21 protein-coding genes are annotated in these 23,057 nt (G+C 63.8%); 12 read left to right on the forward strand and 9 right to left on the reverse strand.

The window, feature by feature from the left end; all coding sequences use genetic code 11:
* The first annotated feature begins 38 nt into the window (after nucleotides 1-38).
* Genes JHD59_RS02935 through JHD59_RS02945 form a run of 3 tightly spaced genes read left to right on the forward strand, consistent with a single transcriptional unit; the run spans nucleotide 39 to nucleotide 1,998 of the window.
* Nucleotides 39-809, forward strand: coding sequence for a TatD family hydrolase (locus tag JHD59_RS02935; RefSeq protein WP_199153090.1), 771 nt, complete (start codon nucleotides 39-41; stop codon nucleotides 807-809).
* 13 nt (nucleotides 810-822) lie between these two features.
* Nucleotides 823-1,206 carry a hypothetical protein gene (locus JHD59_RS02940; protein ID WP_199153091.1) on the forward strand — a complete coding sequence of 128 codons (384 nt, stop codon included), beginning with the start codon at nucleotides 823-825 and terminating at the stop codon, nucleotides 1,204-1,206.
* Nucleotides 1,207-1,221: 15 nt separating this feature from the next.
* Nucleotides 1,222-1,998: an MBL fold metallo-hydrolase gene (locus tag JHD59_RS02945; protein ID WP_199153092.1), complete on the forward strand. Its 777-nt coding sequence runs from the start codon at nucleotides 1,222-1,224 to the stop codon at nucleotides 1,996-1,998.
* Between the two features lie 47 nt (nucleotides 1,999-2,045).
* Here the strand turns inward: JHD59_RS02945 and JHD59_RS02950 are convergent, their stop codons facing one another.
* The 4 genes from JHD59_RS02950 to JHD59_RS02965 form a co-directional block, all read right to left on the reverse strand.
* On the reverse strand, nucleotides 2,046-2,510 hold the full coding sequence (locus JHD59_RS02950; RefSeq protein WP_199153093.1) for a CreA family protein: 465 nt from the start codon (nucleotides 2,508-2,510) through the stop codon (nucleotides 2,046-2,048).
* 86 nt (nucleotides 2,511-2,596) lie between these two features.
* Entirely contained in the window at nucleotides 2,597-2,908 is a 312-nt protein-coding gene (locus JHD59_RS02955; protein ID WP_199153094.1) for a chorismate mutase, read from the reverse strand.
* 13 nt (nucleotides 2,909-2,921) lie between these two features.
* Entirely contained in the window at nucleotides 2,922-3,929 is a 1,008-nt protein-coding gene (gene trpS, locus JHD59_RS02960) for a tryptophan--tRNA ligase (protein WP_368671519.1), read from the reverse strand.
* A gap of 227 nt (nucleotides 3,930-4,156) precedes the next feature.
* Complete coding sequence (locus tag JHD59_RS02965; RefSeq protein WP_043621668.1) at nucleotides 4,157-4,474, reverse strand: hypothetical protein; 318 nt, start codon at nucleotides 4,472-4,474, stop codon at nucleotides 4,157-4,159.
* 250 nt (nucleotides 4,475-4,724) lie between these two features.
* Here JHD59_RS02965 and JHD59_RS02970 point away from each other — a divergent pair, with 250 nt between their 5' ends.
* On the forward strand, nucleotides 4,725-5,081 hold the full coding sequence (locus JHD59_RS02970) for a translation initiation factor Sui1 (RefSeq protein WP_199153096.1): 357 nt from the start codon (nucleotides 4,725-4,727) through the stop codon (nucleotides 5,079-5,081).
* A 336-nt stretch (nucleotides 5,082-5,417) separates the two neighbouring features.
* Here JHD59_RS02970 and JHD59_RS02975 read toward each other — a convergent pair whose 3' ends face one another.
* The gene (locus JHD59_RS02975; protein WP_103320905.1) at nucleotides 5,418-6,239 is read right to left on the reverse strand and encodes a pyruvate, water dikinase regulatory protein; all 822 of its coding nucleotides are present in this window, start codon (nucleotides 6,237-6,239) and stop codon (nucleotides 5,418-5,420) included.
* 283 nt (nucleotides 6,240-6,522) lie between these two features.
* Between JHD59_RS02975 and ppsA the strand changes: the two genes are divergently transcribed.
* The gene (ppsA, locus tag JHD59_RS02980; RefSeq protein WP_199153097.1) at nucleotides 6,523-8,910 is read left to right on the forward strand and encodes a phosphoenolpyruvate synthase; all 2,388 of its coding nucleotides are present in this window, start codon (nucleotides 6,523-6,525) and stop codon (nucleotides 8,908-8,910) included.
* 67 nt (nucleotides 8,911-8,977) lie between these two features.
* On the opposite strand, the gene JHD59_RS02985 is transcribed toward ppsA, so the two are convergent.
* The 3 genes from JHD59_RS02985 to JHD59_RS02995 all read right to left on the reverse strand — a co-directional run bounded on the left by JHD59_RS02985 (nucleotide 8,978) and on the right by JHD59_RS02995 (nucleotide 12,037).
* Entirely contained in the window at nucleotides 8,978-9,637 is a 660-nt protein-coding gene (locus JHD59_RS02985; protein ID WP_103320903.1) for a redoxin domain-containing protein, read from the reverse strand.
* Nucleotides 9,638-9,744: 107 nt separating this feature from the next.
* On the reverse strand, nucleotides 9,745-11,061 hold the full coding sequence (locus JHD59_RS02990) for a dicarboxylate/amino acid:cation symporter (RefSeq protein ID WP_103320902.1): 1,317 nt from the start codon (nucleotides 11,059-11,061) through the stop codon (nucleotides 9,745-9,747).
* 373 nt (nucleotides 11,062-11,434) lie between these two features.
* On the reverse strand, nucleotides 11,435-12,037 hold the full coding sequence (locus JHD59_RS02995) for a MarC family protein (RefSeq protein WP_043621679.1): 603 nt from the start codon (nucleotides 12,035-12,037) through the stop codon (nucleotides 11,435-11,437).
* On the opposite strand from JHD59_RS02995, the gene JHD59_RS03000 reads away from it, so the two are divergent.
* Nucleotides 12,036-12,317, forward strand: coding sequence for a hypothetical protein (locus JHD59_RS03000; RefSeq protein ID WP_199153098.1), 282 nt, complete (start codon nucleotides 12,036-12,038; stop codon nucleotides 12,315-12,317). The two genes, JHD59_RS02995 and JHD59_RS03000, sit on opposite strands and share 2 nt — an antisense overlap.
* Nucleotides 12,318-12,475: 158 nt before the next feature.
* On the opposite strand, the gene JHD59_RS23285 is transcribed toward JHD59_RS03000, so the two are convergent.
* Nucleotides 12,476-14,920, reverse strand: coding sequence for a THUMP domain-containing protein (locus JHD59_RS23285; protein ID WP_368671515.1), 2,445 nt, complete (start codon nucleotides 14,918-14,920; stop codon nucleotides 12,476-12,478).
* 129 nt (nucleotides 14,921-15,049) lie between these two features.
* On the opposite strand from JHD59_RS23285, the gene mutY reads away from it, so the two are divergent.
* The 6 genes from mutY (at nucleotide 15,050) to deoD (ending at nucleotide 22,878) form a co-directional block, all read left to right on the forward strand.
* Entirely contained in the window at nucleotides 15,050-16,093 is a 1,044-nt protein-coding gene (gene mutY, locus JHD59_RS03010) for an A/G-specific adenine glycosylase (protein WP_199153188.1), read from the forward strand.
* Nucleotides 16,094-16,186: 93 nt separating this feature from the next.
* Nucleotides 16,187-18,391: a bifunctional (p)ppGpp synthetase/guanosine-3',5'-bis(diphosphate) 3'-pyrophosphohydrolase gene (locus JHD59_RS03015; RefSeq protein WP_199153099.1), complete on the forward strand. Its 2,205-nt coding sequence runs from the start codon at nucleotides 16,187-16,189 to the stop codon at nucleotides 18,389-18,391.
* Between the two features lie 238 nt (nucleotides 18,392-18,629).
* Nucleotides 18,630-19,397 (forward strand): deoxyribose-phosphate aldolase, encoded by a 768-nt coding sequence (gene deoC, locus JHD59_RS03020; protein ID WP_199153100.1) that lies wholly within the window; start codon nucleotides 18,630-18,632, stop codon nucleotides 19,395-19,397.
* Between the two features lie 110 nt (nucleotides 19,398-19,507).
* Nucleotides 19,508-20,833, forward strand: a complete 1,326-nt coding sequence (gene deoA, locus JHD59_RS03025) for a thymidine phosphorylase (RefSeq protein ID WP_199153101.1) — start codon at nucleotides 19,508-19,510, stop codon at nucleotides 20,831-20,833.
* 15 nt (nucleotides 20,834-20,848) lie between these two features.
* Entirely contained in the window at nucleotides 20,849-22,066 is a 1,218-nt protein-coding gene (locus JHD59_RS03030; protein ID WP_199153102.1) for a phosphopentomutase, read from the forward strand.
* A 101-nt stretch (nucleotides 22,067-22,167) separates the two neighbouring features.
* The gene (gene deoD / locus JHD59_RS03035) at nucleotides 22,168-22,878 is read left to right on the forward strand and encodes a purine-nucleoside phosphorylase (protein WP_103320898.1); all 711 of its coding nucleotides are present in this window, start codon (nucleotides 22,168-22,170) and stop codon (nucleotides 22,876-22,878) included.
* The last annotated feature ends 179 nt before the right edge of the window (nucleotides 22,879-23,057 follow it).

A 23,057-nucleotide genomic window follows, 5' to 3' on the forward strand; every position in this document is an offset into this window, starting at 1 on the left:
GGTATGCTGTAGTCTGTTAGACAGATTCACCATCCGCCATGCTGATCGATTCCCACTGCCACATCAATTTCCCCGACCTGGCCGAGCGCCTGCCCGACGTGCTGGCCAATATGCGCCAGAACCAGGTCACCCACGCGCTGGTGATCGGCGTGAGCCGTCCCAAGTACCCGCAGGTGCTGGCGCTGGCCGAAGCGCATCCCAATCTGTACGCCACTGTCGGCGTGCATCCTGACGATCCCGATGCCGAGGAGTATTCCGAGGAAGAGCTGGTGCAGCTGGCTGCCCATCCGCGCGTGGTGGGCATAGGCGAAACCGGCCTCGACTACCACTGGTGCAAGGGCGATCTGGAATGGCAGCACGAGCGCTTCCGCACCCATATCCGCGCCGCCAAGCGCATGCAGCTGCCCTTGGTGATCCACACCCGCGAATCGGCCGCCGACACCATACGCATCATGCAGGAAGAGCATGCCGAGCAATGCGGCGGCGTGATGCATTGCTTTACCGAAACCTGGGAAGTGGCCGAGGCCGCGCTGGCGCTGGGCTTTTATATCTCCTTCTCCGGCGTGGTGACGTTCAAGAACGCCAAGCAGGTGCAGGAAGTGGCGCAGAAAGTGCCGCTGGAGCGGATGCTGATCGAAACCGACTCGCCGTATCTGGCGCCGGTGCCGTTCCGCGGCAAAACCAACGAGCCGGCCTATGTGCGGCATGTGGCCGAATTCATCGCCCAGCTGCGCGGCATCCCGTTCGAACAGGTGGCCCAGGCCACCACGGACAATTTCTTCCGCCTGTTCGCCAAGGCGGCGCGCTGAAACGGAGGCTGCCATGCGGCTTGTCGCCTTGTGTCTGACCGGCATGCTGGCCGCCGCGCCGGCTTTGGCCAATTGCGTCAACCTGGCCGGGCGCAGCTTTTGCGCGCCGCCGGGCGGACAGGCGGTGCTGCACCAGGGCCAGGCCTATTGCAGCGCCGGCGCCTGCGTGGTGGATTCGTTCGGCAATCTGTTCTGTTCGCCGTATCCCGGCGGCGGCGCCATCTTCGCCAATGGCAGTTTCTATGCCGGTCCGGGCCTTTGCCTGCTGGGGCCGGATGGCGCCCCGCATTGCGCGGCCGCGCCTAATGGCAGCTGCAATGTCGGCCCCGCGGGCCAGGTGGTGTGCGAGGGCGGGTCTACGGTGGTGCCGGCGGTGCGGCCGCCATTGTGCCAATGAACGACAAGGGACGCTGTGGATAAGCTAGAAGTCACCATACTTGGTTGCGGTTCCAGCTCCGGCACGCCGGCCATAGGCTGCCGCTGCGAAACCTGCGTTTCGACCGATCCGCGCAACAAGCGCACCCGCGCCAGCGCCTATGTGCGCGTCGGCGAACTGGGTTTTTTGATCGATACCGGACCAGACCTGCGCCTGCAGGCGCTGCGCGAAGGCTTGGACAGGCTGGATGCCGTGCTGTACACCCATCCGCACGCCGATCACCTGAACGGCATCGACGATCTGCGCGCCTTCTGCTACCTGAAGAAAGGGCCGATCTCGCTGTATGGCAACGAGTTCACCATGGCCAATATCCGCGAGCGTTTTGGCTATGCGCTGCAAGCGCCGTCCAAGATGTGGGACAAGCCGGTGCTGCTGCCGGAGACCGTGAGCGGACCCGTTCAACACCAGGGCGTGGCGTTGACGCCGATTCCGCTGCTGCACGGCAGCTGGCCCTGCCTGGGCTGGCGCGTCGGCAATATGGCCTGGCTGACCGACCTGTCGCACATCCCGGATAGCAGCCTGCCGCTGCTGGAGGGGCTGGACCTGCTGTTCCTCGATTGCCTCAATGCCGATCCCTATCCGTCCCACCTGTGCGTGGCCCAGTCATTGGAGTGGGCGGCCCGTATCGGGGCCCGCCGCACCGTGCTGATCCACATGACGCACAAGCTGGAGTACCAGGCGCTCAGCGCGCAATGCCCGCCGGGCGTGGAAGTCGGTTTCGATGGCTGGCGGGCCGAGTTACCCATTGCATGATGGCCATCATGTTTAAAAAGATCATGACTATCAATAACTTGGCTTAATCACTTTTTCAGCGGGATTTTCTGGTCCAGCACGGCCACGGCGGTGATGGCGTTGTCCGGGCTGCCATCCACCAGCTTGTCAGAGTAAGTCAGGTAGGTCAGCACATTGCGCTTGGCGTCCACCATGCGCACCACCCGCACATGCTTGAACACGAAAGACGCGCTTTCCTTGAACACCTGTTCCTGTGGCGGCAGCGGCTGGCTGAAGCGGATGGGGCCAACCTGGCGGCAGGCGACGGAAAAGCGGGACGGGTCCTTGGCCAGGCCCAGCGCGCCCTGATAGCCGCCGGTCTTGGCGCGCGACACATAGCAGGCCACGCCCTGCACCGAAGGATCGTCAAAGGCTTCGACGATGACCTTGTCGTTGGGGCTGAGCAGCTTGAAGGTGGTGGATACCTCGCCCACTTCTTCGGCGTGGGCGAGGGAGGCTAGGCTGGCGAGCAACAGCAGCGCGATGGCTTTCATCGGTAGATTCTCCAGTGCGGAATGGGGCGAGCCGCCGCCGGGCTGCGGCGATGCCGTAGGCATTGTAGGGAAGCCGGCCCATCGGCTCAATCGATACGCGGCTGTTGCCTGAGGCGAAACACCGCCATTTCGTCGGCGACGAAGTATTCGATCATCGTACGATAGACTGCCGCGGTCAGCGCGGCGTCCGCGCCCAGCTCGCCAGCCAGCCGCTCCACCCGGCGCATCACTTGGTCCACTCGCTTGCCGCCTTCCACCTCGTCCCGGCTATGTTTGAACGCCGCGGCCTGGCGCACATAGAGGCCGCGTTCGGCAATCAGCGCAACCAGGGCGCGGTCGATGCGGTCGATTTGCTCGCGCACTTCGGGCAGGGTCTGGCATTGATAGAGCTGTTCCATGTCTGCCTCCCGCTCAGTAGTAGTTGAGGCCCATCGCCGCCTTCACCTCGGCCAGCGTGCGCGCGGCCACGTCGCGGGCACGGCGGGTGCCGGTTTTGAGCATGTCCAACACCGCGGCCGGGTCTTGCGCATAGCGCTCGCGGCGGGCGCGTATCGGGGCCAGCATCTCCTGCAGGCAGTCTTCCAGATGCTGCTTGATCACGGTGTCGCCCAGGCCTCCGCGCTGGTAATGCGCTTTCAGGCCCTGCACCAGCTCCTGGTCTGGGTGGAAGGCGTCCAGATAGGTGAAGACGACATTGCCCTCCACCTGGCCGGGATCGGCCACGCGCAGGTGGTTCGGGTCGGTGTACATCATTTTCACCGCCTGGCGGATCTCGTCCGGACTGGCGGACAGCGTCAGCGTATTGCCCAGCGACTTGGACATCTTGGCCTTGCCGTCTATGCCGGGCAGGCGCGAACCGACTTCCGGCACCACGGCCTTGGCTTCCACCAGCACCGCCTGTTCCACGCTGGCGTTGAAGCGGCGCACGATCTCGTTGGTCTGCTCTATCATCGGAATCTGATCGTCGCCCACCGGCACAATGGTGGCCTTGAAGGCGGTGATGTCGGCGGCCTGGGCGGCGGGGTAGGTGAGGAAGCCGGCCGGGATGTCGCGCTCGTAGCCGCGCTGCTTGATCTCGTCCTTGATGGTGGGGTTGCGTTCCAGCCGCGCCACCGTCACCAGGTTCAGGTAGTAGGACGCCAGCTCGGTCAGCTCCGGCACCAGGCTCTGGATGAAGATGGTGCTCTTGGCCGGATCGATGCCGACGGCCAGATAGTCCAGCGCCACCTGCAGCACGTTGTCGCGCACCTTCAGGTAGTTGCCCATATTGTCGGTCAAGGCCTGGGCGTCGGCCAGCAGCAGGAATTGGGTGCAACGATCCTGCAGGATGACGCGGTTGCGCAGCGAGCCCACATAATGGCCCAGGTGCAGTTGGCCGGTGGTGCGGTCGCCGGTCAGGATGATGTCTTGGCTGGTGATGGTGTCCAGATTCATATCGCTTTCCGTGTAGTTCGGGGAGGGAGCCGACAGGGTGGACTGGGGGAGGTGAGGCTAAAAAACAAACCCGGTGCGCCTTGTCGGCAGCCTCCGGGTTTTTGCGTGCGCGTTCGCCGGTGCCGCCTAGAAGAGGCGCCACCACCAAAATCGGATTGCGAATGCGGATGCGGTATTCATGAAACCATCAAACCATGGCTGCGGCCGCGCCGTCAAGCCTCGGTTTGCAGCAGGGTGCCGACGGTCGGTCTGGATGAGGGCGAATAGGCACGCGCCGCGGAGCGGGCCTGCGACGGCGATGGGCGCGAGGAACGGGTTTGCGGCTGGCTCAGCACGGCAGGCGGCAGGAAGGCTGGCGCGAGCGCCGGCAGGGTATGCGCTGGGTTCTGCAGCACGCTGCGGTACAGCATCTCGGCGAACTCATGCTGCGGCTCGGCACTGCTTCCCCGGCTGGATTGCACGCCGGCTAGCTGTTGCGGCCAAGGCCGGATCAGCTGGATCGGTGGCAGGTTGAAGTCGGGGATGTTCATGCAAGCGCTCTCAAATAGGGTTGATTGTTTGAGAGCGAATAATTGCTTTTGTTCGGTAATTTTCACAAATTTTACATATTGACAATGTTATTTGTGTTTTGTGAGTTTTTATGAATTTTGTTGGGGTGGCTTAATCCGGTCATGCTTGGCATCCAAATCAAAGCAATCGGGGCGCGGCGTGCCCGCTTTCTCTGCTTGTCCTGATGCGGCTTTGACGCGACCATGGCGTCTTTGCAGGAGAGCGCTGACGATGAAAGCAAAACAAAGCGGCGGGCTGGTGTACTCGACCGAGCATGGCCGGATGTGCCCCGCTTGCCGACAACCTATAGACCAGTGTCAATGCGGCCAGCCGACCGTGCCCGCAGGCGATGGCATTGCGAGGGTCTCGCGCGAGACCAAGGGCAGGGGCGGCAAGGCGGTGACGGTGGTGAAGGGCGTGCCGCTGGCCGGCGAGGCCTTGGCCAAGCTGGGCAAGCAGCTGCGGACGCGTTGCGGCAGCGGGGGCACCGTGAAAGAGGGCGTGCTGGAGATACAGGGCGACCACGTGGAAACCGTGGTCGCCGAATTGGTCAAGCTGGGATTCAAGACCAAGCGGGCCGGGGGCTAGTGGCGCTTGGGACTTGTTCACGATTGAATCCGCTGCGCGGATTGCCGTTTTCATTGCAGGGCTGCCGGCGGCAGGGAGGGGATATTTGCTTGGCCAAATATCCCCTCCACCCCTAAAAGCCACCCTGCAAGCCTGGCCTGCGGCTTCCCGCCGGTTCCCGTCAGGCCCGAGGCGCGGCTGAACTCGCGATTTGCTAACGTCAAATCGCTCGAACATGCAGCCGCTTAAGACCTCGGGCCTGCCACCCGACGGCAGGCTTGAAGGGATGTGGGTGCATCGAAAACGTGTTTGTTTTTCACAAATCAGGTCTAAAAGCCAAAGATCGTGAACACGTTCTTAGAACTTCCTGCCCAGCGCCGCCTTGTGCATGATGGTGGAGGCGATTTCCTCGATCGACTTGTGCGTGGTGCTGATGAAGGGCACGCCGTGATGGCGGAACATCGATTCCGCCTCGTTCACCTCGCGCCGGCAGTTGTCCATGCTGGCGTACTTGGAGTCGGGCCGGCGTTCGGAGCGGATGTGGTGCAGGCGGTTCGGGTCGATGGTAAGGCCGAACATCTTGTCCTTGAACGGCAGCAGGATCTTGGGCAGGGTGGGGCTGTCCAGGTCTTCCGGCGTCAGCGGGTAGTTGGCGGCGCGTATGCCGTACTGCAGCGCCAGGTACAGGCAGGTAGGCGTTTTGCCTGAGCGGGAGACGCCGATCAGGATGACATCGGCCTCGTTCAGGTCTTTCAGCTTCACGCCGTCGTCGTGGTTCAGCGAGAAATTCACCGCTTCGATCCGGTGATCGTATTTCTCCTCGTTGATCATGCCGTGCGCCTTGCCCACCGTCAGCGAGGCTTTCTGGCCCAGCTCCAGCTCCAGGTGGCCGATGAAAGTCTCGAAGAAGTCGATCAGGATCACATTGCTGAGCCGCAGCGCCTCGCGCACTTCCGGATTGACGATGCTGGTGAAGACCAGCGGGCGCAGATGATCGCGCTCGGCCACGGCGCTAATGCGCTCGGCCAGCGTTTGCGCTTTTTCCACGGTGTCGACGAAGGGCACGGTTTCGCGCTGGAAGTCCAGGCTGTCGAACTGGGTCAATAGCGTATGGCCCAGCGATTCGGCGGTGATGCCGGTGCGGTCGGAGATGAAGAAGGCGGAGCGATGGTGCGGCATGGAAGACCTTGCTTGCTATGGGTTTGTCTGTGCAAAGTGTATACCGGCGCAGGGGCGGATGGTATCGGCTTGGCAGGGATTCGTTTTCTTCATGTAATCACAACATTACATGACATTTTCTTACTTTGGCCGCCTGGGGCTTCGGCAACTGATTGATTCTGCTGGTTTTGACATTCCGTCTGTCGCAAAAAATCTTGTGCGCTGCAAAAGTTGCTACGCAATCGGCGCGTAATTCGGCTAGAATGCGGCGCATCGTCCCAATCCCAACACAGGAAGTGAAGTGATGGCAGAGAACTACGTCATCTGGTTCGAGAAACTGCGCATGACCGATGTGGAAGAGGTAGGCGGCAAGAACGCCTCCCTTGGTGAAATGATCAGTCAGCTGGCCGGTTCCGGCGTGCGCGTTCCCGGCGGTTTCGCGACGACCGCGCAAGCCTACCGCGATTTCCTTCAGCATAACGGCCTGGCGGACAAGATCAATGCCGCTTTGGCCAAGCTGGACATTGAAGACGTAAGCGAGCTGGCTCGCATCGGCAAGGAAATCCGTCAGTGGATTATCGATACGCCGTTCCCTGCCAAGCTGGATGCCGACATCAAGGAAGCCTGGGACAAGATGGTGGCCGATGCCGGCGGCGCTGACATTTCCGTCGCCGTCCGTTCCTCCGCCACCGCCGAAGACCTCCCCGATGCCTCGTTCGCAGGCCAGCAAGAAACCTTCCTGAATATCCGCGGCCTTGACAATGTCAAGGATGCGATGAAGCACGTTTTCGCTTCCCTCTACAACGACCGCGCCATCTCCTACCGCGTGCACAAGGGCTTCGCCCACGACGTGGTGGCCCTGTCCGCCGGCGTGCAGCGCATGGTGCGTTCCGATATGGGCGCGGCTGGCGTGATGTTCACCATCGACACCGAATCCGGCTTTGAAGACGTGGTGTTCATCACCGCCTCCTACGGCCTGGGCGAGACCGTGGTGCAGGGCGCTGTGAACCCGGACGAGTTCTACGTGCACAAGCCGACGCTGAAGGCCGGCCGCCCGGCCGTGCTGCGCAAGACCATGGGTTCCAAGCTGATCAAGATGGAATTCACCGACGCGTCGCAAGCCGGTCGCTCGGTCAAAACCGTGGACGTGGCGCCCGAGCTGCGCAAGCAGTTCTCGATCAGCGACGCCGAAGTGGCCGAGCTGGCCCAGTACGCGCTGATCATCGAAAAACACTACGGCCGCCCGATGGATATCGAGTGGGGTCGCGACGGTCTGGACGGCAAGCTGTACATCTTGCAAGCGCGTCCGGAAACCGTTAAGTCGCAGGAAGACCGCAAGGACACCCTGCGCCGCTATCGCCTGAACAGCAAGTCCGAAATCCTGTGCGAAGGCCGCGCCATCGGCCAGAAGATCGGCCAGGGCGTGGTGCGCACCATCAAGGACGCGTCCGAGATGGATCGCGTCAAGCCGGGCGATGTGCTGGTGACCGACATGACCGACCCGGATTGGGAACCGGTGATGAAGCGCGCCGCCGCCATCGTGACCAATCGCGGCGGCCGTACCTGCCACGCCGCCATCATCGCGCGCGAGCTGGGCATCCCGGCCGTGGTTGGCTGCGGCGACGCCACCCAGGTGCTGAAGGAAGGCATGCAGGTCACCGTGTCCTGCGCCGAGGGCGACACTGGCAACATCTACGACGGCCTGCTGGACGTGGAAGTCATCGATCTGGAACTGGATAAGATGCCGAAGGCGCCGGTCAAGATCATGATGAACGTGGGCAACCCGGAACTGGCGTTCGATTTCGCCCAGCTGCCGAACGAAGGCGTGGGCTTGGCGCGGATGGAGTTCGTCATCAACCGCCAGATCGGCATCCACCCGAAGGCATTGCTGGAATTCGACAAGCTGAGTCCGGAGCTGAAGGAAACCATTTCCGATCGCATCGCCGGCTACGCCAGCCCGGTGGACTTCTACGTCGACAAGATCGCCGAAGGCGTGTCCACGCTGGCCGCGGCGTTCTATCCGAAGAAGGTCATCGTGCGCATGTCGGACTTCAAGTCCAACGAGTACGCCAACCTGATCGGCGGCCAGCTGTACGAACCGCACGAAGAAAACCCGATGATCGGTTTCCGCGGCGCGGCGCGCTACGTGGCCGAGTCGTTCCGCGATTGTTTCGAGCTGGAATGCCGCGCCATCAAGAAGGTGCGCGACGTGATGGGCTTGACCAACGTGGAAGTGATGATCCCGTTTGTCCGCACGCTGGCCGAAGCCGAGAAAGTCGTCGAGATCCTGGCCGAAAACGGCCTGAAGCGCGGCGAAAACGGCCTGCGCCTGATCATGATGTGCGAGCTGCCGACCAACGCCGTGCTGGCGGAGAAGTTCCTGCAGCACTTCGATGGCTTCTCCATCGGTTCCAACGACATGACCCAGCTGACGCTGGGCGTGGACCGCGACTCCGGCGGCCCGATCGCCAGCACTTTCGACGAGCGCAACGAGGCGGTCAAGGCCATGCTGCACATGTCGATCCAGGCTTGCCGCAAGCTGGGCAAGTACGTGGGCATCTGCGGCCAGGGCCCGTCCGACCATCCGGACTTCGCCAAGTGGCTGGTGGAAGAGGGCATCGAAACCGTGTCGCTGAACCCGGACACCGTGGTGGAAACCTGGCTGTACCTTGCCAAGGAACTGAACAGCTAAGGCTGACGGCCATCCATCAGTGAATGAGAAACCGCCCGGAAACGGGCGGTTTTGTTTTATCTAAGCTTCAGCGGTTGCCGTAGCTGGTTTTGGGCGGGGTTTGCTCGATCTGGCGCGCTTTCTCCACCAGCCGCTCGGTGCCCAGCTCGCGCTCCGCCAATTGCTGTTGCCGCGCTTCCTCGGCGGCGCGCTCGGCTTCCAGCGCCTGCTGCTCGCCCTGTTGCAGCAAGGCATCGATGGCGTCGAAGTCGAACATGGCGCGGGTATCGACCAGCCGTTCGGTGTAGTGCGCCACATTGTTGGCATCAGCCAGGATGATGGCCGGCGCGGTGTAGCCGCTCAGCGGAAATTCCGTGATCAGCACGCCGTAGCGTTTGTGGAAGTCGCGTCCGCGCAGGGTGGACAGCAGCGTGGTGTGGGGCAGGCCGTGCTCGTGGCGCGCCCGGGCCAGCGAAGATGGCGAGTCCACGGTGATGACGATCAGCTTCAGGTGCGGCCAGCGATCCAGGCAGCGGCGGGTTTCGCGCAGCAGCAGAATGCCGCCGTGCTCCTCCTCGTCCACAGACAGCAGCGTGACGATGACCTTGGGGCCAAGATAGCTTTCCAGCGCCGCGTCGCGTTTTTGGTCATCCACCAGCATGAAACTCGGCAGATAGTCGCCGACCCTGGGAAAGTCGCCTATCACCGGCAGCATCTCGTCGCCGTATTGCAGCCAGAAATCAGTCATGATGTGACCCCTCCTCAGTATTCATCGTGGACGCGGGAAGGGCAAAATCAAGCATTGATTCTAATGCCAACAAAAACCCCCGCCTTGGCGGGGGTGGGGTGTTGCGTTTAGCTCAGTTGCGGCGCCGGCTGCTCGCGCGGTTGCGGCGGCGGCTCGGATGGCTGGTCGCCGGCCAAGACACGGTTCATTTGCTCAACGTCCAGCGCTTTTTCCCACTTGGCAATCACCACGGTGGCGACGCCGTTGCCGATCAGATTGGTGATGGCGCGCGCTTCGGACATGAAGCGGTCGATGCCGATCAGCAGCGCCAGGCCTTCCACCGGCAGCTTGCCGCCCAGCGTGGCCAGCGTGGCGGCCAGCGTGATGAAGCCGCCGCCGGTCACTGCAGCCGCCCCCTTGGAGGTCAGCAGCAGCACGCCGATGATGGCCAGCTCCTCGCCCAGCGTCAGGTTCACATTGGTGGCCTGGGCGATGAAGATCGCCGCCATGGTCAGATAGATGGAAGTGCCGTCCAGGTTGAACGAGTAGCCGGTGGGCACTACCATGCCGACCACCGGCTTGGCGCAGCCCAGGTTTTCCAGCTTCTTCATGATGCCCGGCAGCGCGGATTCCGACGACGAGGTGCCCAGCACCAGCAGGATTTCTTCCTTGATGTAGACCAGGAAGCGCCACAGGCTGAAGCCGGAGAAGCGGGCGATGGCACCCAGCACGATGAAGACGAAGGCGAAGCAGGTCAGATACACGCAGGCCATCAAAAAGCCCAGCTGCTTCAGCGAGCCTATGCCGTATTTGCCGATGGTGAAGGCCATCGCGCCGAAGGCACCGATCGGAGCCAGCTTCATCAGCATATTGATCACGCCGAACAGCGCGTGCGAGAACTCGTCCAGGATGTGGACGATGGTCTTGCCGTTGTCGCCCATCTTGGTCAGGGCCAGGCCCAGCAGCACGGAGAAGGTCAGCACCTGCAGGATTTCGCCGCTGGCGAAGGCGCCGACGACGGTATCCGGAATGATGTGCAGCAGGAAGTCTACCGTGTTCATTTCCTTGGCGCCGGCGGTGTACTTGGCGATGTCCTTGGCGTGCAGGGTGTGCGGGTCGATATTGAGGCCGGCGCCGGGCTGCAGCAGGTTGACCACGATCAGGCCGATCACCAGCGCCAGCGTGGTGACGGCCTCGAAGTAGAACAGCGCCTTGACGCCGACGCGGCCCACTTCCTTCATGTCGCCCATCTTGGCGATGCCGACGACGACGGTGGCGAAGATAATCGGCGCGATCATCATCTTGATCAGCTTGATGAAGGCGTCGCCCAGCGGTTTCATCTTGGCGCCGAGGTCCGGCGCGACGGCGCCGAGCGTGACGCCCAGCGCGATGGCGATCAGCACCTGCACGTACAGGCGCGAAAAGAATGGGGTTTTGGTTTGCATGGTTCTCCCGACTGGCGTTGGTTGCTTCGGATGCGGACTCTATCGGTCCATTTGAATCCGATGCTAACAACTGTCGTCAGCTGGGGGCATAGGCGATATCCCTATCCGGGATAACCCTGATGCGATATCTGCTTTGCATGATAAAAAGCCATTTGCCACGAACTCCACGAAAGACACGAAACAAGGGAGCTTGGATTGTGGTGAGCTGCGAGAGGCCTTCGTGTTTTTAGACCCGCTAACAAAACCCCTGATCCTGCGTTGCGCCTCCTTGCCGTACTCAAGTACTGTCTGCGTCGGCGCGCCTTGGCTCAGGTTCTCTAACGAGGTTTCGTTAGCGGCTCTATAGTGGGTTTCGTGGCGAAATCGGTATTGCTTAGTGCAGCTGCTTCCAGTAGGACGCGAAACCGCTGAGCAGCATCTCGACAGAGATGGCGGTCAGCACCAGGCCCATCAGGCGTTCCAGCGCGGTGATGGCCTGTTCGCCCAGCAACTTCTGCAGACGGCTGGAGAACAGGAAGACCACGGTGGTGACCAGCATGCAGATGGTCAGCGCGCCCATCCATTCCAGCATGCGGCCCGGCTCGCGGGTGGACAGCAGAAGCACAGTGGCCATGGCGGACGGGCCGGCGATCAGCGGAATGGCGATCGGCACGATGAAGGGTTCGCCGCTCATTTTGTCGCCGCCGAACACGCTGCCCTCGCCGGGGAAGATCATCTTGATGGCGATCAGGAACAGGATCACGCCGCCGGCGATGCGCATGGATTCGTCGGTCAGGTGCATCAAGTCCAGGAAGTTGCGGCCGAACAGCATGAAGATGGTCAGCACCAGGAAGGCGATCAGGCATTCGCGGTAGACCACCCGTTTGCGGCGCTCCGGCTTGACCTGCTTCAACGCGGCGATGAACAGCGGAATATTGCCCAGCGGGTCGGTGATCAGGATCAGCAGGATGGTGGCGGACAGGAAGGAGGTTTGCATGGGTATTGCCAGGTGGGTGGAGCAGCCGGCGATTATCGCATGCCGATGGGGTTCCGGCGAGCGGCGGCACATGATTTGTCCAACTTCATTATTTGCCACGAAACCCACGAAACGACACGAAAAAATATCGGTGGAGTGCCTGTTGTTTCGTGTTTTTCGTGCGTCCCGTGGTAAAAAGATGGTGCTGTGCTGCGGCGCGCAGCATCGTGATTCGCGCCACGAAACCCACGAAACGACACGAAAAAATATCGGCGGAGTGCCTGTTGTTTCGTGTTTTTAGTGCGTCTCGTAGTAAAAAGATGGTGCTGTGCTGCGGCGCTCAGCATCGTGATTCGCGCCATGAAACCCACGGAACGACACGGAAAAATATCGGCGGAGTGCCTGTTGTTTCGTGTTTTTCGTGGGTTTCGCGGGTTTCGTGGCTGAAACGGTTGTGGCTTACTGCTCGTCGTCGCCGCTTTCAACGTCGGCGGCTTCTTCGCCGTCCTTCTGCTTGCGCGCGCTGCCCTCCACCATATTGATCACGAACAGCCGGCATTGCAGCGAGCCGTTGAACAGCGGGGTGCGGCGCTTCGGCGCCAGGCGGATCAGCTTGCCCAGGCGCAGGTCGCCGCTGAACAGGCAGGCGGTCCAGCCGGCGAAGTGGGCCTTCAGCCAGTCGCCCAGTTCCGGATACCAGGTAGCCAGCTGATCCTGTTCTTCCAGCCGCACGCCATACGGCGGATTGGTGACGATCAGGCCGTGTTCGGCATGCGGACGGGTGTCCGCCACGTCGGCCGCCTTCACTTCCACCAGGTCGCCCAGGCCGGCGCGTTCCAGATTGGCGCGGGCGATGTTGACCATGGCTTGCGAACGGTCCGAGCCGCGGATGGGCAACGATGCCGCCGGCAGCTCGGCCTTGCGCGCGTCCAGCTGCAGTTTTTCCCATGACGCGGAATCGAAGCTCGACAGCGCCTCGAATCCGAAGCGGCGGCTGCGGCCCGGCGCGCGGTTCAGCGCGATGTCGGCGGCTTCCACCAGGAAGGTGCCGCTGCCGCACAGCGGGTCCAGCAGCGCCTGGCTGCCGTCATAGCCGGCCAGCAGCAAAATGCCGGCGGCCAGGTTTTCGCGCAGCGGCGCCTCGCCGGTTTCCTCGCGCCAGCCGCGCTTGAACAGCGGCTCGCCGCTGGTGTCCAGGTAAACGGTGGCGGTGTCGGCGGTCAGGAAGACATTGATGCGGACGTCCGGATTGCGGGTGTCCACGCTGGGGCGGCCCAGCTGCGCTTGGCGGAAGCGGTCGCAGATGGCGTCCTTCACCGTCAGCGCGATGTAGTCCAGGCTCTTGACGCGGGCGGCGATGCCGTCGGCCTTCAGCTTGATGGTGCGCGATACATCGAACCAGCGCGGCCAGTCCACGCCCATCGCCAGCCGGTAGATGTCCTGCTCGGCATGGTAGCCGCCGTGGGCCAGGCGCAGCAGGATGCGGCTGGCGGTGCGGCAATGCAGGTTGGCCGCCATCATCAGGCGCGCGTCGCCGGCAAAGGCCACGCCGCCGTCGGCGGCCGCGATGTCGCCAGCCCCCAGGGCCAGCAGTTCATCGGCCAACACCTGCTCCAGGCCGCGCGGGCAAGGCGCGAACAGCGACAATCTGCTGTCCAGGCGGCCGGTGATGCTGCGTTCGATGCGCGGCGCCTGCTCCTGCTCTTGCTGGCGGTCAAACGAGCGCTGCTCGAAGCGGCGTTGCGGGTTGTCCAGGCGGTGGTTGTCCTTCAGCGGCTGAAGGCCGCGCGCTTCGTCGCGGAAGCGGTTGTCGCGCGCCTCTTCTCCCGTCTTGGAAAACAGCTTGCGCGGAGCGTGCTGTTCGCGAGCCGGGCGGTCTTCGCGCGGGGCGCGATCCTGCCACTGCGGCTTGTCGTCGCGACGGAAGCGGTTGTCGCGTTCGCCGTCCTCGCGCTTGGAGAACATCTTGCGCGGGGCATTTTCGTCGCGAGCCGGGCGGTCTTCGCGCGGGGCGCGATCGTGCCATTGCGGCTTGTCGTCGCGGCGGAAACGGTTGTCGCGTTCGCCGTCCTCGCGCTTGGAGAACAGCTTGCGCGGGGCGTTGTCATCGCGCGGCGGGCGGTCTTCGCGCGGGGCGCGATCCTGCCATTGCGGCTTGTCGTCGCGGCGGAAGCGGTTGTCGCGTTCGCCGTCCTCGCGTTTGGAGAACAGCTTGCGCGGGGCGTTTTCGTCGCGCGGCATGCGGTCTTCGCGCGGGGCGCGGTCTTGCCATTTGGCCTGATGCGTTTCGCCCTCGGCGCGCGGCTTGAACGGACGCGGCGCCGCGTCTTCGGTGTGCAGCGGCTTGCGGCCGGAGGGGCCGCGGTCACGGCTGTAGCGCTTGTCCTGAGCGGGGCCGTCGCGGCGGAAGTCCGGCGCGCGCTCCGCGCCTTCCGGCAGCGGTTTGCGGCTGGACGGACCTCGGTCGCGGTCGTAACGGCGCTCCTGGCCGGCTTCCGGCGGGCGTTTGTCGAAGCGGCGGTCGTCTTGGCGCGGCTGCCAGTCCGGTTTGCCGGCGGGGCGGTCGAAACGCTTGTCCTGTCCTTGCTCCGGGCGCGGGCCGCGCTTGTCGAAGCGGCGGTCGTCCTGGCGCGGCTGCCAGTCCGGCTTGCCGGCCGGTCGGTCGAAACGCTTGTCCCGCCCTTGTTCCGGGCGCGGGCCGCGCTTGTCGAAGCGGCGGTCGTCCTGACGCGGCTGCCAGTCCGGCTTGGCCGCGCCGGGGCGCGGGCCGGAGTACGGCGCGCGCGGCGGCTTTTCGCCATCCCGCGGCGGCTGGTTTCCGCCTGCCGGCGAGTTGGCCGCGCGTTCGCGGCTGGTTTGATCGCGGCGCTGGCTGGCGCGTTGGCGGGAGCGGAAACTGGACATTGAAACGACCTCGAATTGAACAACTAAATAAGTAATCTTTTAATTTTACCGCATTTGGCCTCCGCCTGCTTGGTGACGCTGCGGCTTTCCGTTACCATAACCGGTTCGATTGGATACTGGATCGCGATGTTGCACAGCAGTTTCGCCCCCCGACTGGTGGCCTGGCAGCGGCGGCACGGCCGCCACGATCTGCCCTGGCAGGTTAGCGACCCCTACCGCGTATGGTTGTCAGAGATCATGCTGCAGCAGACGCAGGTCAAGAGCGTGCTCGACTACTACCCGCGTTTCCTGGCCCGTTTCCCGGATGTGGCGGCCTTGGCGGCCGCGCCGGTGGACGACGTGCTGGCGCAATGGAGCGGTTTGGGCTACTACAGCCGTGCGCGCAATCTGCACAAGGCGGCGCGAATGGTGATGGGCGAATTCGGCGGCGTCTTCCCGGCCGAGCGCGAACAGCTGGAGCGGCTGCCGGGCGTGGGACGATCCACCGCCGCCGCGATCTCCGCCTTCGCCTTTGGCCGCCGCGAAACCATACTGGACGGCAACGTCAAGCGGGTGCTGGCCCGTTGTTTCGGCGTGGAGGGCTTCCCCGGCGAAAAGACGGTGGAGAAGCGGATGTGGGCGCTGGCGGAGCAGATACTGCCGCGCGACGCCGCCGACATCGGCCCGTATGTGCAGGGCTTGATGGATCTGGGCGCCACGGTATGCAGCCGCGGCAAGCCGGCCTGCACCGTCTGCCCCATGGTGGATGGCTGCGTGGCGGCGCGCGACGGGCGCACCGGCGAGTTGCCGACGCCGCGGCCGAAGAAAGCGGTGCCGACCCGGCAAACCGTGATGTTGCTGGCGCAGCGCGGCAATCAGGTATGGCTGCGGCGCCGTCCGCCGACAGGCATTTGGGGCGGACTGTTGTCTTTGCCGGAGTTCGCCACCACGTTCGAGATCGAAGACTGGCTGCGCGCTGCGGGCGAGGGCGATATGCTGCCCGCCTGGCCGGAGCTGGAGCATGTGTTTACGCATTTTCGCCTGATCATCACGCCGCAGCCGGTCCGCATAGACCAGTTTAGGGCCGCGGGCGTCGCCGAGGCCGATGGCCAGTGGCTGGACATCGATCAGGCGGTGGACGCCGGCGTGCCGGCGCCGGTTCGCCGCTTGCTGTTGAGGCTGGCGCAAGTTTGAAGAGGGCGGGGCGCATCCCGCCCATGTGGCAAATCCGATGGCCGGGCCCGCCCGGCCGTGGCTAAGACGGCAGGTCCGTCCAGATAGACAGATATGGTTTCCGTAGTCCGCACCGTTGCCGATACCCTGGCCGACGCCGCCGATCCGGCGCGCTGGCTGGAGCGCTTGTCCGCCGCTTATCCCGCGGAGGACGGCGCCCTGCTGGCCCGCGCCTTCGAGGCCGCCCGTCAGATGTATGCCGGCAAGACCGTCCCCTCCACCGGCGAAGACCTGTTCAGCCATGCGGTGGCCGCCGCGGCCATCGTAGCCGACCTGCACCTGTTGCCGGACGCCATCGCGGCGACGCTGCTGTTCTCCGCGCCGGATTACCACCCGGAATGGCAGCAGTGGCTGACGGAAACCTTCAATCCCACCGTGGCCATGCTGGTGGACGGCGTCGGCGGCGTGCGCCGCATCACCGAATTCGCCCGCATCGACAAGATGGCCACGCCGGAAGACTGCGCGCGCCAGGCCGAAACCATGCGCAAGATGCTGTTGGCGATGGTGGCGGACATCCGCGTGGTGCTGATCAAGCTGGCCTGGCGCACGCAAACCATGCATTACCTGGCCAATGTGGCTGACGAGGCGGTGCGCCGCCGCATCGCCGGCGAGACGCTGGAGCTGTTCGCGCCCTTGGCCAACCGGCTGGGCGTATGGCAGATCAAGTGGGAGCTGGAGGACTTGGGCCTCCGCCACACCGAGCCCGACACCTACAAGAAGATCGCCAAGTTGCTAGACGAGCGGCGGCTGGAGCGCATCGACTATATCGAGCGCGTGCTGAACGTCCTGCGCGAAGAATTGAGCAAGGCCGGCGTCAAGGCCGAAGTGGCCGGCCGGCCCAAGCACATCTATTCCATCTGGAAGAAGATGAAGAAGAAAAAGCTCGACTTCTCCGAGCTTTACGACATCCGCGCGGTGCGCATCCTGGTGGACAAACTGCCGGACTGCTACACCGCGCTCGGCATCATCCACGGCATGTGGCAGCCGATACGCGGCGAGTTCGACGACTACATCTCCCATCCCAAGGCCAATAACTATCGCAGCCTGCACACCGCGGTGATCGGCCCCGAGGACAAAGCGCTGGAGGTGCAGATCCGCACCTTCGAGATGCACGAGCATGCCGAATTCGGCGTGGCGGCGCACTGGCGCTACAAGGAAGGCGGCAAGGGCGACGCGGCTTACGAGGAGAAAATCTCCTGGCTGCGCCAGCTGCTGGATTGGCGCGAGGAGATGTCGGACCGCGAAGGCCTGGCCGAGGCGTTCAAGACCGAGCTGTTCGCCGACACCATCTACGTGCTGACGCCGCAGGGCAAGGTGCTGGCGCTGCCGCAGGGCGCCACGCCGATCGATTTTGCCTACGCGATTCATTCCGGCCTGGGCAACCGCTGCCGCGGCGCCAAGGTGGAAGGGCAGATCGTGCCCCTGTCCACGCCGCTGCAGAACGGCCAGCGCGTGGAAATCCTGGCGGCCAAGGAAGGCGGCCCGTCGGTCAACTGGCTGCACGACGGCTGGGTGAAGAGCCATCGCGCCATCTCCAAGATCCGCCAGTACATCCGGCTGCAAAACGCCGACACCGTGCGCGAGACCGGCAAGGCGCTGTTCGAGCGCGAGCTGGCGCGGCGGCCGCACATTCAGCCCAATCTGCAGCAGCTGGCGGAGAAGCTCGGCTACGACAAGCTCGACGAAGTCTACGGCGCGCTGGGGCATGGCGAACTGACCATGCGCGCCGTCAGCAACGCCATCACCAGCTTCGCGCCGCCGCCGGCGGTGGAAGTGCTGCCGGAAAGCCTGGTCAAGGCCAGCAAGGGCGGCCACGATGCTGGCGGCGTGCTGATCGAGGGCGTGGACAACCTGATGACGGTGCTGGCCAAGTGCTGCAAGCCGGCGCCGCCGGACCAGGTGATGGGCTTTGTGACCAAGGGCCGCGGCATCTCCATCCACCGCAGCAGCTGCATCACGCTGAAAAAGCTGTCGCAGGAAGTGCCGGAGCGTTTGATCGCGGCGGAGTGGGGCGACCAGAAAAACAGCGTGTTCCCGATAGACATCGAGGTGATCTCGATGGACCGGCCTGGCCTGCTGCGCGATCTGTCCGATGTTTTGTCGCGCGAGAAGCTGAACCTGATCGGCGTCAATACGCTGGCGCGCGACCATCGCAGCCGGCTGCGGCTGACGGTGGAAGTGAGGCAGGTGCAGGATATCAGCCGCGTGTTGTCTCGTTTGATGGAGTTGTCCGGCGTGCAGGAAGCGCGCCGGGTGTAAGCCAAACAGTAAAGGAAGCCGGCTGAAAGGACCGCGTGGCGGGCGTTTCAGCCGGTTTGGTTTTTTAGATGATGCTCGCGCCAAGGCCGCCGGTTTGCGTTTAAGCAAGTCCGCGCGATTCGCGATTTGCTTTCACGTGAAGAAATTTTCATAATCGCATCCAGTGGCTCGGACAAAACGCCGTCATGTCGACGGGGGCTAGCCGGGGCCGAGCGATGCCTTTCTAGAGAGAATGACCATGTCTGCATTGATTGAAGCCGCGCGCCGCGCGCTGTCCCTGATGGACCTGACCACCCTCAACGACGACGATACCGACGCCAAGGTGATCGCGCTGTGTCAGAAAGCCAAGAGCCAGGACGGCACCGTGGCCGCCGTGTGCGTGTTTCCGCGCTTCGTGCCCATCGCCAAGAAAACGCTGCGCGAGGCCGGTTGCCCGGAAGTGCTGGTGGCCACCGTCACCAACTTCCCGCATGGCAATGACGACGTCGCCATCGCCGTGGCCGAGACGCGCGCCGCCATCGCCTACGGCGCGGACGAAGTGGACGTGGTGTTCCCGTACCGCGCGCTGATGGCCGGCAACCGTGATATCGGCTTCGAACTGGTCAAGGCCTGCAAAGAGGCCTGCGGCGACAAATTGCTGAAAGTCATCATCGAAAGCGGCGAGCTGAAAGACCCGGCGCTGATCCGCGCCGCCAGCGAGATTTCCATCCGCGCCGGCGCCGATTTCATCAAGACTTCCACCGGCAAGGTGCCGGTCAACGCCACGCTGGAAGCGGCGGACGTGATGCTGAACGTGATCAAGGAAACCGGCGGCAAGTGCGGCTTCAAGGCTGCCGGCGGCGTGAAGAGCGCGGCCGAGGCCGCGCAGTACCTTGACCTGGCCGGCCGCCTGCTGGGCGATGCTTGGGTGACGGCCGCGCACTTCCGCTTCGGCGCGTCCAGCCTGCTGGCCAATCTGCAGATCGAGATCGCCGGCGGCGTCGCCAAGCCGAGCAGCGGCTACTGATTATTTAGGAATTCGCGGGGGTACCGCACTCTGGCCGGGCGATTTCCCGGCCGCATCGCCCATTGCCGTTTCATTCTGCAGCGCAGTGGGTATCAGGCAGGGAGAATGCCATGTTTTTGCCGCAGGAAATCATTCGCAAAAAACGCGACGGCGTGATGCTGTCGCAGCAAGACATTCAACAATTCGTTGCCGGCATCACCGACAACAGCGTGGCGGACAGCCAGATCGCCGCGCTGGCGATGGCCATCTACTTCAACGGCATGGAGCTGGAAGAGAACGTCCACTTGGCGCTGGCCATGCGCGATTCCGGCCGTCGCATGCACTGGAAGGACTTGAACCTGCCCGGCCCCATCGTGGACAAGCACTCCACCGGCGGCGTCGGCGACGTGGTGTCGCTGATGCTCGGGCCCATGGTCGCCGCCTGCGGCGGCTTCGTGCCCATGATTTCCGGCCGCGGCCTGGGCCACACCGGCGGCACGCTGGACAAGCTGTCGGCGGTGCCGGGCTATAACCCGTTCCCGGACCCGGAGCTGTTCCGCAAGGTGGTGAAAGAAGTCGGCGTGGCCATCATCGGCCAGACTTCCGACCTGGCGCCGGCCGACCGCCGCTTCTACGCCACCCGCGATGTCACCGCCACCGTCGAATCCATCGCCCTGATCACCGCTTCCATCCTATCCAAGAAGCTGGCGGCGGGCCTGGACGTGCTGGTGATGGACGTCAAGGCCGGCAGCGGCGCCTTCATGCCGACCATGCAGAAGTCCATCGAACTGGCCGAACGCATCGTCAAGGTAGGCAACGGCGCCGGCGTGGCCACCACCGCGCTGATCACCGAGATGAGCCAGCCCTTGGCCTCCACCGCCGGCAACAGCATCGAAACCCGCGAAGCCGTGCGCTACCTGAAGGGCGACGAGCGCAACCCTCGCCTGCACGAAGTGACCATGGCGCTGTGCGCGCAGATGCTGATCGGCGGCAAGCTGGCCAGCGACGAGGCCGATGCCCGCGCCAAGCTGCAGGCCGCGCTGGATTCCGGCCGCGCCGCCGAGATCTTCGGCCGCATGGTGACCGCGCTGGGCGGCCCGGCCGACTTCCTGGAAAACTACGACCGCCATCTGGCGCCGGCGCCCATCGTGCGTCCGGTATTCGCCGATAAGGCCGGTTTCGTCGGCGCGATGGATACCCGCGGCATCGGCATGGCCGTTTGCGCGCTGGGCGGCGGCCGCCGTCTGGCCAGCGATGAGCTGGATTTCCGCGTAGGACTGTCGCAGTTCGTCGAACTGGGCCAAAATATCAGCAAGGACACCCCGCTGATGATGATCCACGCCGCCGACGAGGCGAGCTTCGAAGACGCGGCGCGTCGGGTCAAGGCAGCCATCCGCATCGATGAAATCGCGCCGGCCACGCTGCCGCAGGTTTACCAGATCATCCGTGGCGAATAAGGCCAGGGAGGCAGCATGAAACGCGCAATTATCATTATTCTCGATTCGCTGGGCATAGGCGCCGCGGCGGACGCCGACAAGTTTGGCGACGCCGGCAGCAACACGCTCGGCCACATCGCCATGGAAGCGGCCGCCGGCCGCGCCGACGTGGGCCGCAGCGGTCCGCTGAAGCTGCCCAATCTGTCCAAGATGGGCCTGGCGCATGCCTGCCAGCTGTCGTCCGGCTACTTCCCGGAAGGGATGGACCCGGCCGCGCCGCTGGCGGCCTACGGCTACGCCCGCGAAATCTCCAGCGGCAAGGACACCCCGTCCGGCCACTGGGAAATCGCCGGCGTGCCGGTGCTGTTCGACTGGGGCTATTTCAGCGATCACGACAACAGCTTCCCGCAGGCATTGCTGGACGCCATCGTCGAGAAGGCTGGCCTGCCGGGCTATCTGGGCAACTGCCACGCCTCCGGCACCGAGATTCTGGACCGCCTGGGCGAAGAGCACATGCAGACCGGCAAGCCGATCTTCTACACCTCGGCCGACTCGGTGTTCCAGATCGCCTGCCATGAAGAGACCTTTGGCCTGGACCGGCTGTACGAGCTGTGCAAGATCACCCGCGAGCTGCTGGAGCCGTACAATATCGGCCGCGTGATCGCCCGTCCGTTCATCGGCGAGGGCAAGGGCAAGTTTGCCCGCACCGGCAACCGCAAGGACCTGGCGGTGGAGCCCCCGGCGCCGACCGTCCTGAAAAAGCTGGCCGACGCCGGCGGCGACGTGGTGTCGATCGGCAAGATCGCCGACATCTACGCGCATGTCGGCATCACCCACAAGCACAAGGCCACCGGCTTTGACCAGCTGTGGGACGCTACGCTGACCGCCATGCATCAGCATCGGGACAAGCCGGCCATCATCATGGCCAACTTCGTCGATTTCGACTCCAGCTACGGCCATCGCCGCAATACTGCCGGCTACGCCGCGGCGCTGGAAGAGTTCGACGCGCGCCTGCCCGAGGTGATGAACGCGCTCGGCGACGACGATATCCTGATCCTGTCGGCCGACCACGGCTGCGATCCGACCTGGCCGGGCACCGACCACACCCGCGAGCACATCCCGGTGTTGTGCTACGGCAAGTCGGTCAAGCCGGGCAGCGTGGGCGAGCGAACCACCTTTGCCGACATCGGTCAGAGCGTGGCCAGCCATCTTGGCCTGCCTGCCATGGATTACGGCACGTCCTTCCTGGACTGAGTCCTACCTGCGGGCCGCTTGGCGGCCCGCTCACCGCATTTGAGCGGCCCGGATCACGGGCTGCCGCCAGACTATTGCATATCGCTTAGAGGAGACTTTCAATGGCTACCCCGCATATCAACGCCAAGGATGGCGCTTTCGCCGAAACCGTACTGATGCCGGGCGATCCGCTGCGCGCCCAGATGATCGCCGAAACCTTCCTGGAAGGCGCGGAGCAGGTGACCAATGTGCGCAATGTGTTCGGTTACACCGGCACCTACAAGGGCAAGCGCCTGTCGGTGATGGCCCACGGCATGGGCATCCCGTCCGCCAGCATCTACACCACGGAGCTGATCAAGGACTACGGCGTCAAGAACATCATCCGCATTGGCTCCTGCGGCGCGGTGACGCCCAACATCAAGCTGCGCGAGCTGTTCATCGCCATGGGCGCGTCCACCGACAGCAAGGTGAACCGCATGCGTTTCAACGATCACGACTACGCCGCCATCGCCGACTACACCCTGCTGCGCACCCTGGTGGACACCGCCGCGGAGCAGGGCAAGAAAGTGACCGTCGGCAATGTGTTCTCCGCCGACTTGTTCTACGGCGTGCAGCCGAACATGCTGGACGTGCTCTCCAAGATGCAGGTCAATGTGATCGAGATGGAGCTGGCCGGCATCTACGCCGTGGCGGCCCAGTACGGCGCCCGCGCTGCCGGCATCCTGACCGTGTCGGACATTATTCCGACCGGCGAAGCCACCAGCGCTGAGGAGCGCCAGACCTCTTTCCGCGACATGATGGAAGTGGCGCTGGACGCGGCGATCAAGCTGTAAATCGCTGATTTGCCGATGAAACGGGCGCCGGCGGCGCCCGTTTCGCCTTGCTGTGGCAAGGGTGTCTCATTGGCGCACATCATTTATCGTGCAGTGCACAAAAATTGCTTGCCTAATCCCGGTGGGATACTGATAATCGGTATTGCATCAGGGCGTTACGCACTGTGGCACCCTGATGT

This window comes from Chromobacterium sp. ASV23, assembly GCF_016428945.1.
GTDB lineage: Bacteria > Pseudomonadota > Gammaproteobacteria > Burkholderiales > Chromobacteriaceae > Chromobacterium > Chromobacterium sinusclupearum.

Bases quoted from the DNA above. Each gene is read 5' to 3' on its own strand.
- ppsA (WP_199153097.1), top strand. From the start codon at position 6,523: ATGGCAGAGAACTACGTCATCTGGTTCGAGAAACTGCGCATGACCGAT.
- JHD59_RS23285 (WP_368671515.1), bottom strand. From the start codon at position 14,920: ATGTCCAGTTTCCGCTCCCGCCAACGCGCCAGCCAGCGCCGCGATCAA.
- JHD59_RS02985 (WP_103320903.1), bottom strand. From the start codon at position 9,637: ATGACTGATTTCTGGCTGCAATACGGCGACGAGATGCTGCCGGTGATA.
- deoA (WP_199153101.1), top strand. From the start codon at position 19,508: ATGTTTTTGCCGCAGGAAATCATTCGCAAAAAACGCGACGGCGTGATG.
- JHD59_RS02940 (WP_199153091.1), top strand. From the start codon at position 823: ATGCGGCTTGTCGCCTTGTGTCTGACCGGCATGCTGGCCGCCGCGCCG.
- deoD (WP_103320898.1), top strand. From the start codon at position 22,168: ATGGCTACCCCGCATATCAACGCCAAGGATGGCGCTTTCGCCGAAACC.
- JHD59_RS02990 (WP_103320902.1), bottom strand. From the start codon at position 11,061: ATGCAAACCAAAACCCCATTCTTTTCGCGCCTGTACGTGCAGGTGCTG.
- JHD59_RS02955 (WP_199153094.1), bottom strand. From the start codon at position 2,908: ATGGAACAGCTCTATCAATGCCAGACCCTGCCCGAAGTGCGCGAGCAA.
- JHD59_RS02950 (WP_199153093.1), bottom strand. From the start codon at position 2,510: ATGAAAGCCATCGCGCTGCTGTTGCTCGCCAGCCTAGCCTCCCTCGCC.
- JHD59_RS03000 (WP_199153098.1), top strand. From the start codon at position 12,036: ATGGGTATTGCCAGGTGGGTGGAGCAGCCGGCGATTATCGCATGCCGA.
- JHD59_RS02975 (WP_103320905.1), bottom strand. From the start codon at position 6,239: ATGCCGCACCATCGCTCCGCCTTCTTCATCTCCGACCGCACCGGCATC.
- JHD59_RS03015 (WP_199153099.1), top strand. From the start codon at position 16,187: ATGGTTTCCGTAGTCCGCACCGTTGCCGATACCCTGGCCGACGCCGCC.
- JHD59_RS02970 (WP_199153096.1), top strand. From the start codon at position 4,725: ATGAAAGCAAAACAAAGCGGCGGGCTGGTGTACTCGACCGAGCATGGC.
- JHD59_RS02935 (WP_199153090.1), top strand. From the start codon at position 39: ATGCTGATCGATTCCCACTGCCACATCAATTTCCCCGACCTGGCCGAG.
- JHD59_RS03030 (WP_199153102.1), top strand. From the start codon at position 20,849: ATGAAACGCGCAATTATCATTATTCTCGATTCGCTGGGCATAGGCGCC.
- deoC (WP_199153100.1), top strand. From the start codon at position 18,630: ATGTCTGCATTGATTGAAGCCGCGCGCCGCGCGCTGTCCCTGATGGAC.
- JHD59_RS02995 (WP_043621679.1), bottom strand. From the start codon at position 12,037: ATGCAAACCTCCTTCCTGTCCGCCACCATCCTGCTGATCCTGATCACC.
- JHD59_RS02965 (WP_043621668.1), bottom strand. From the start codon at position 4,474: ATGAACATCCCCGACTTCAACCTGCCACCGATCCAGCTGATCCGGCCT.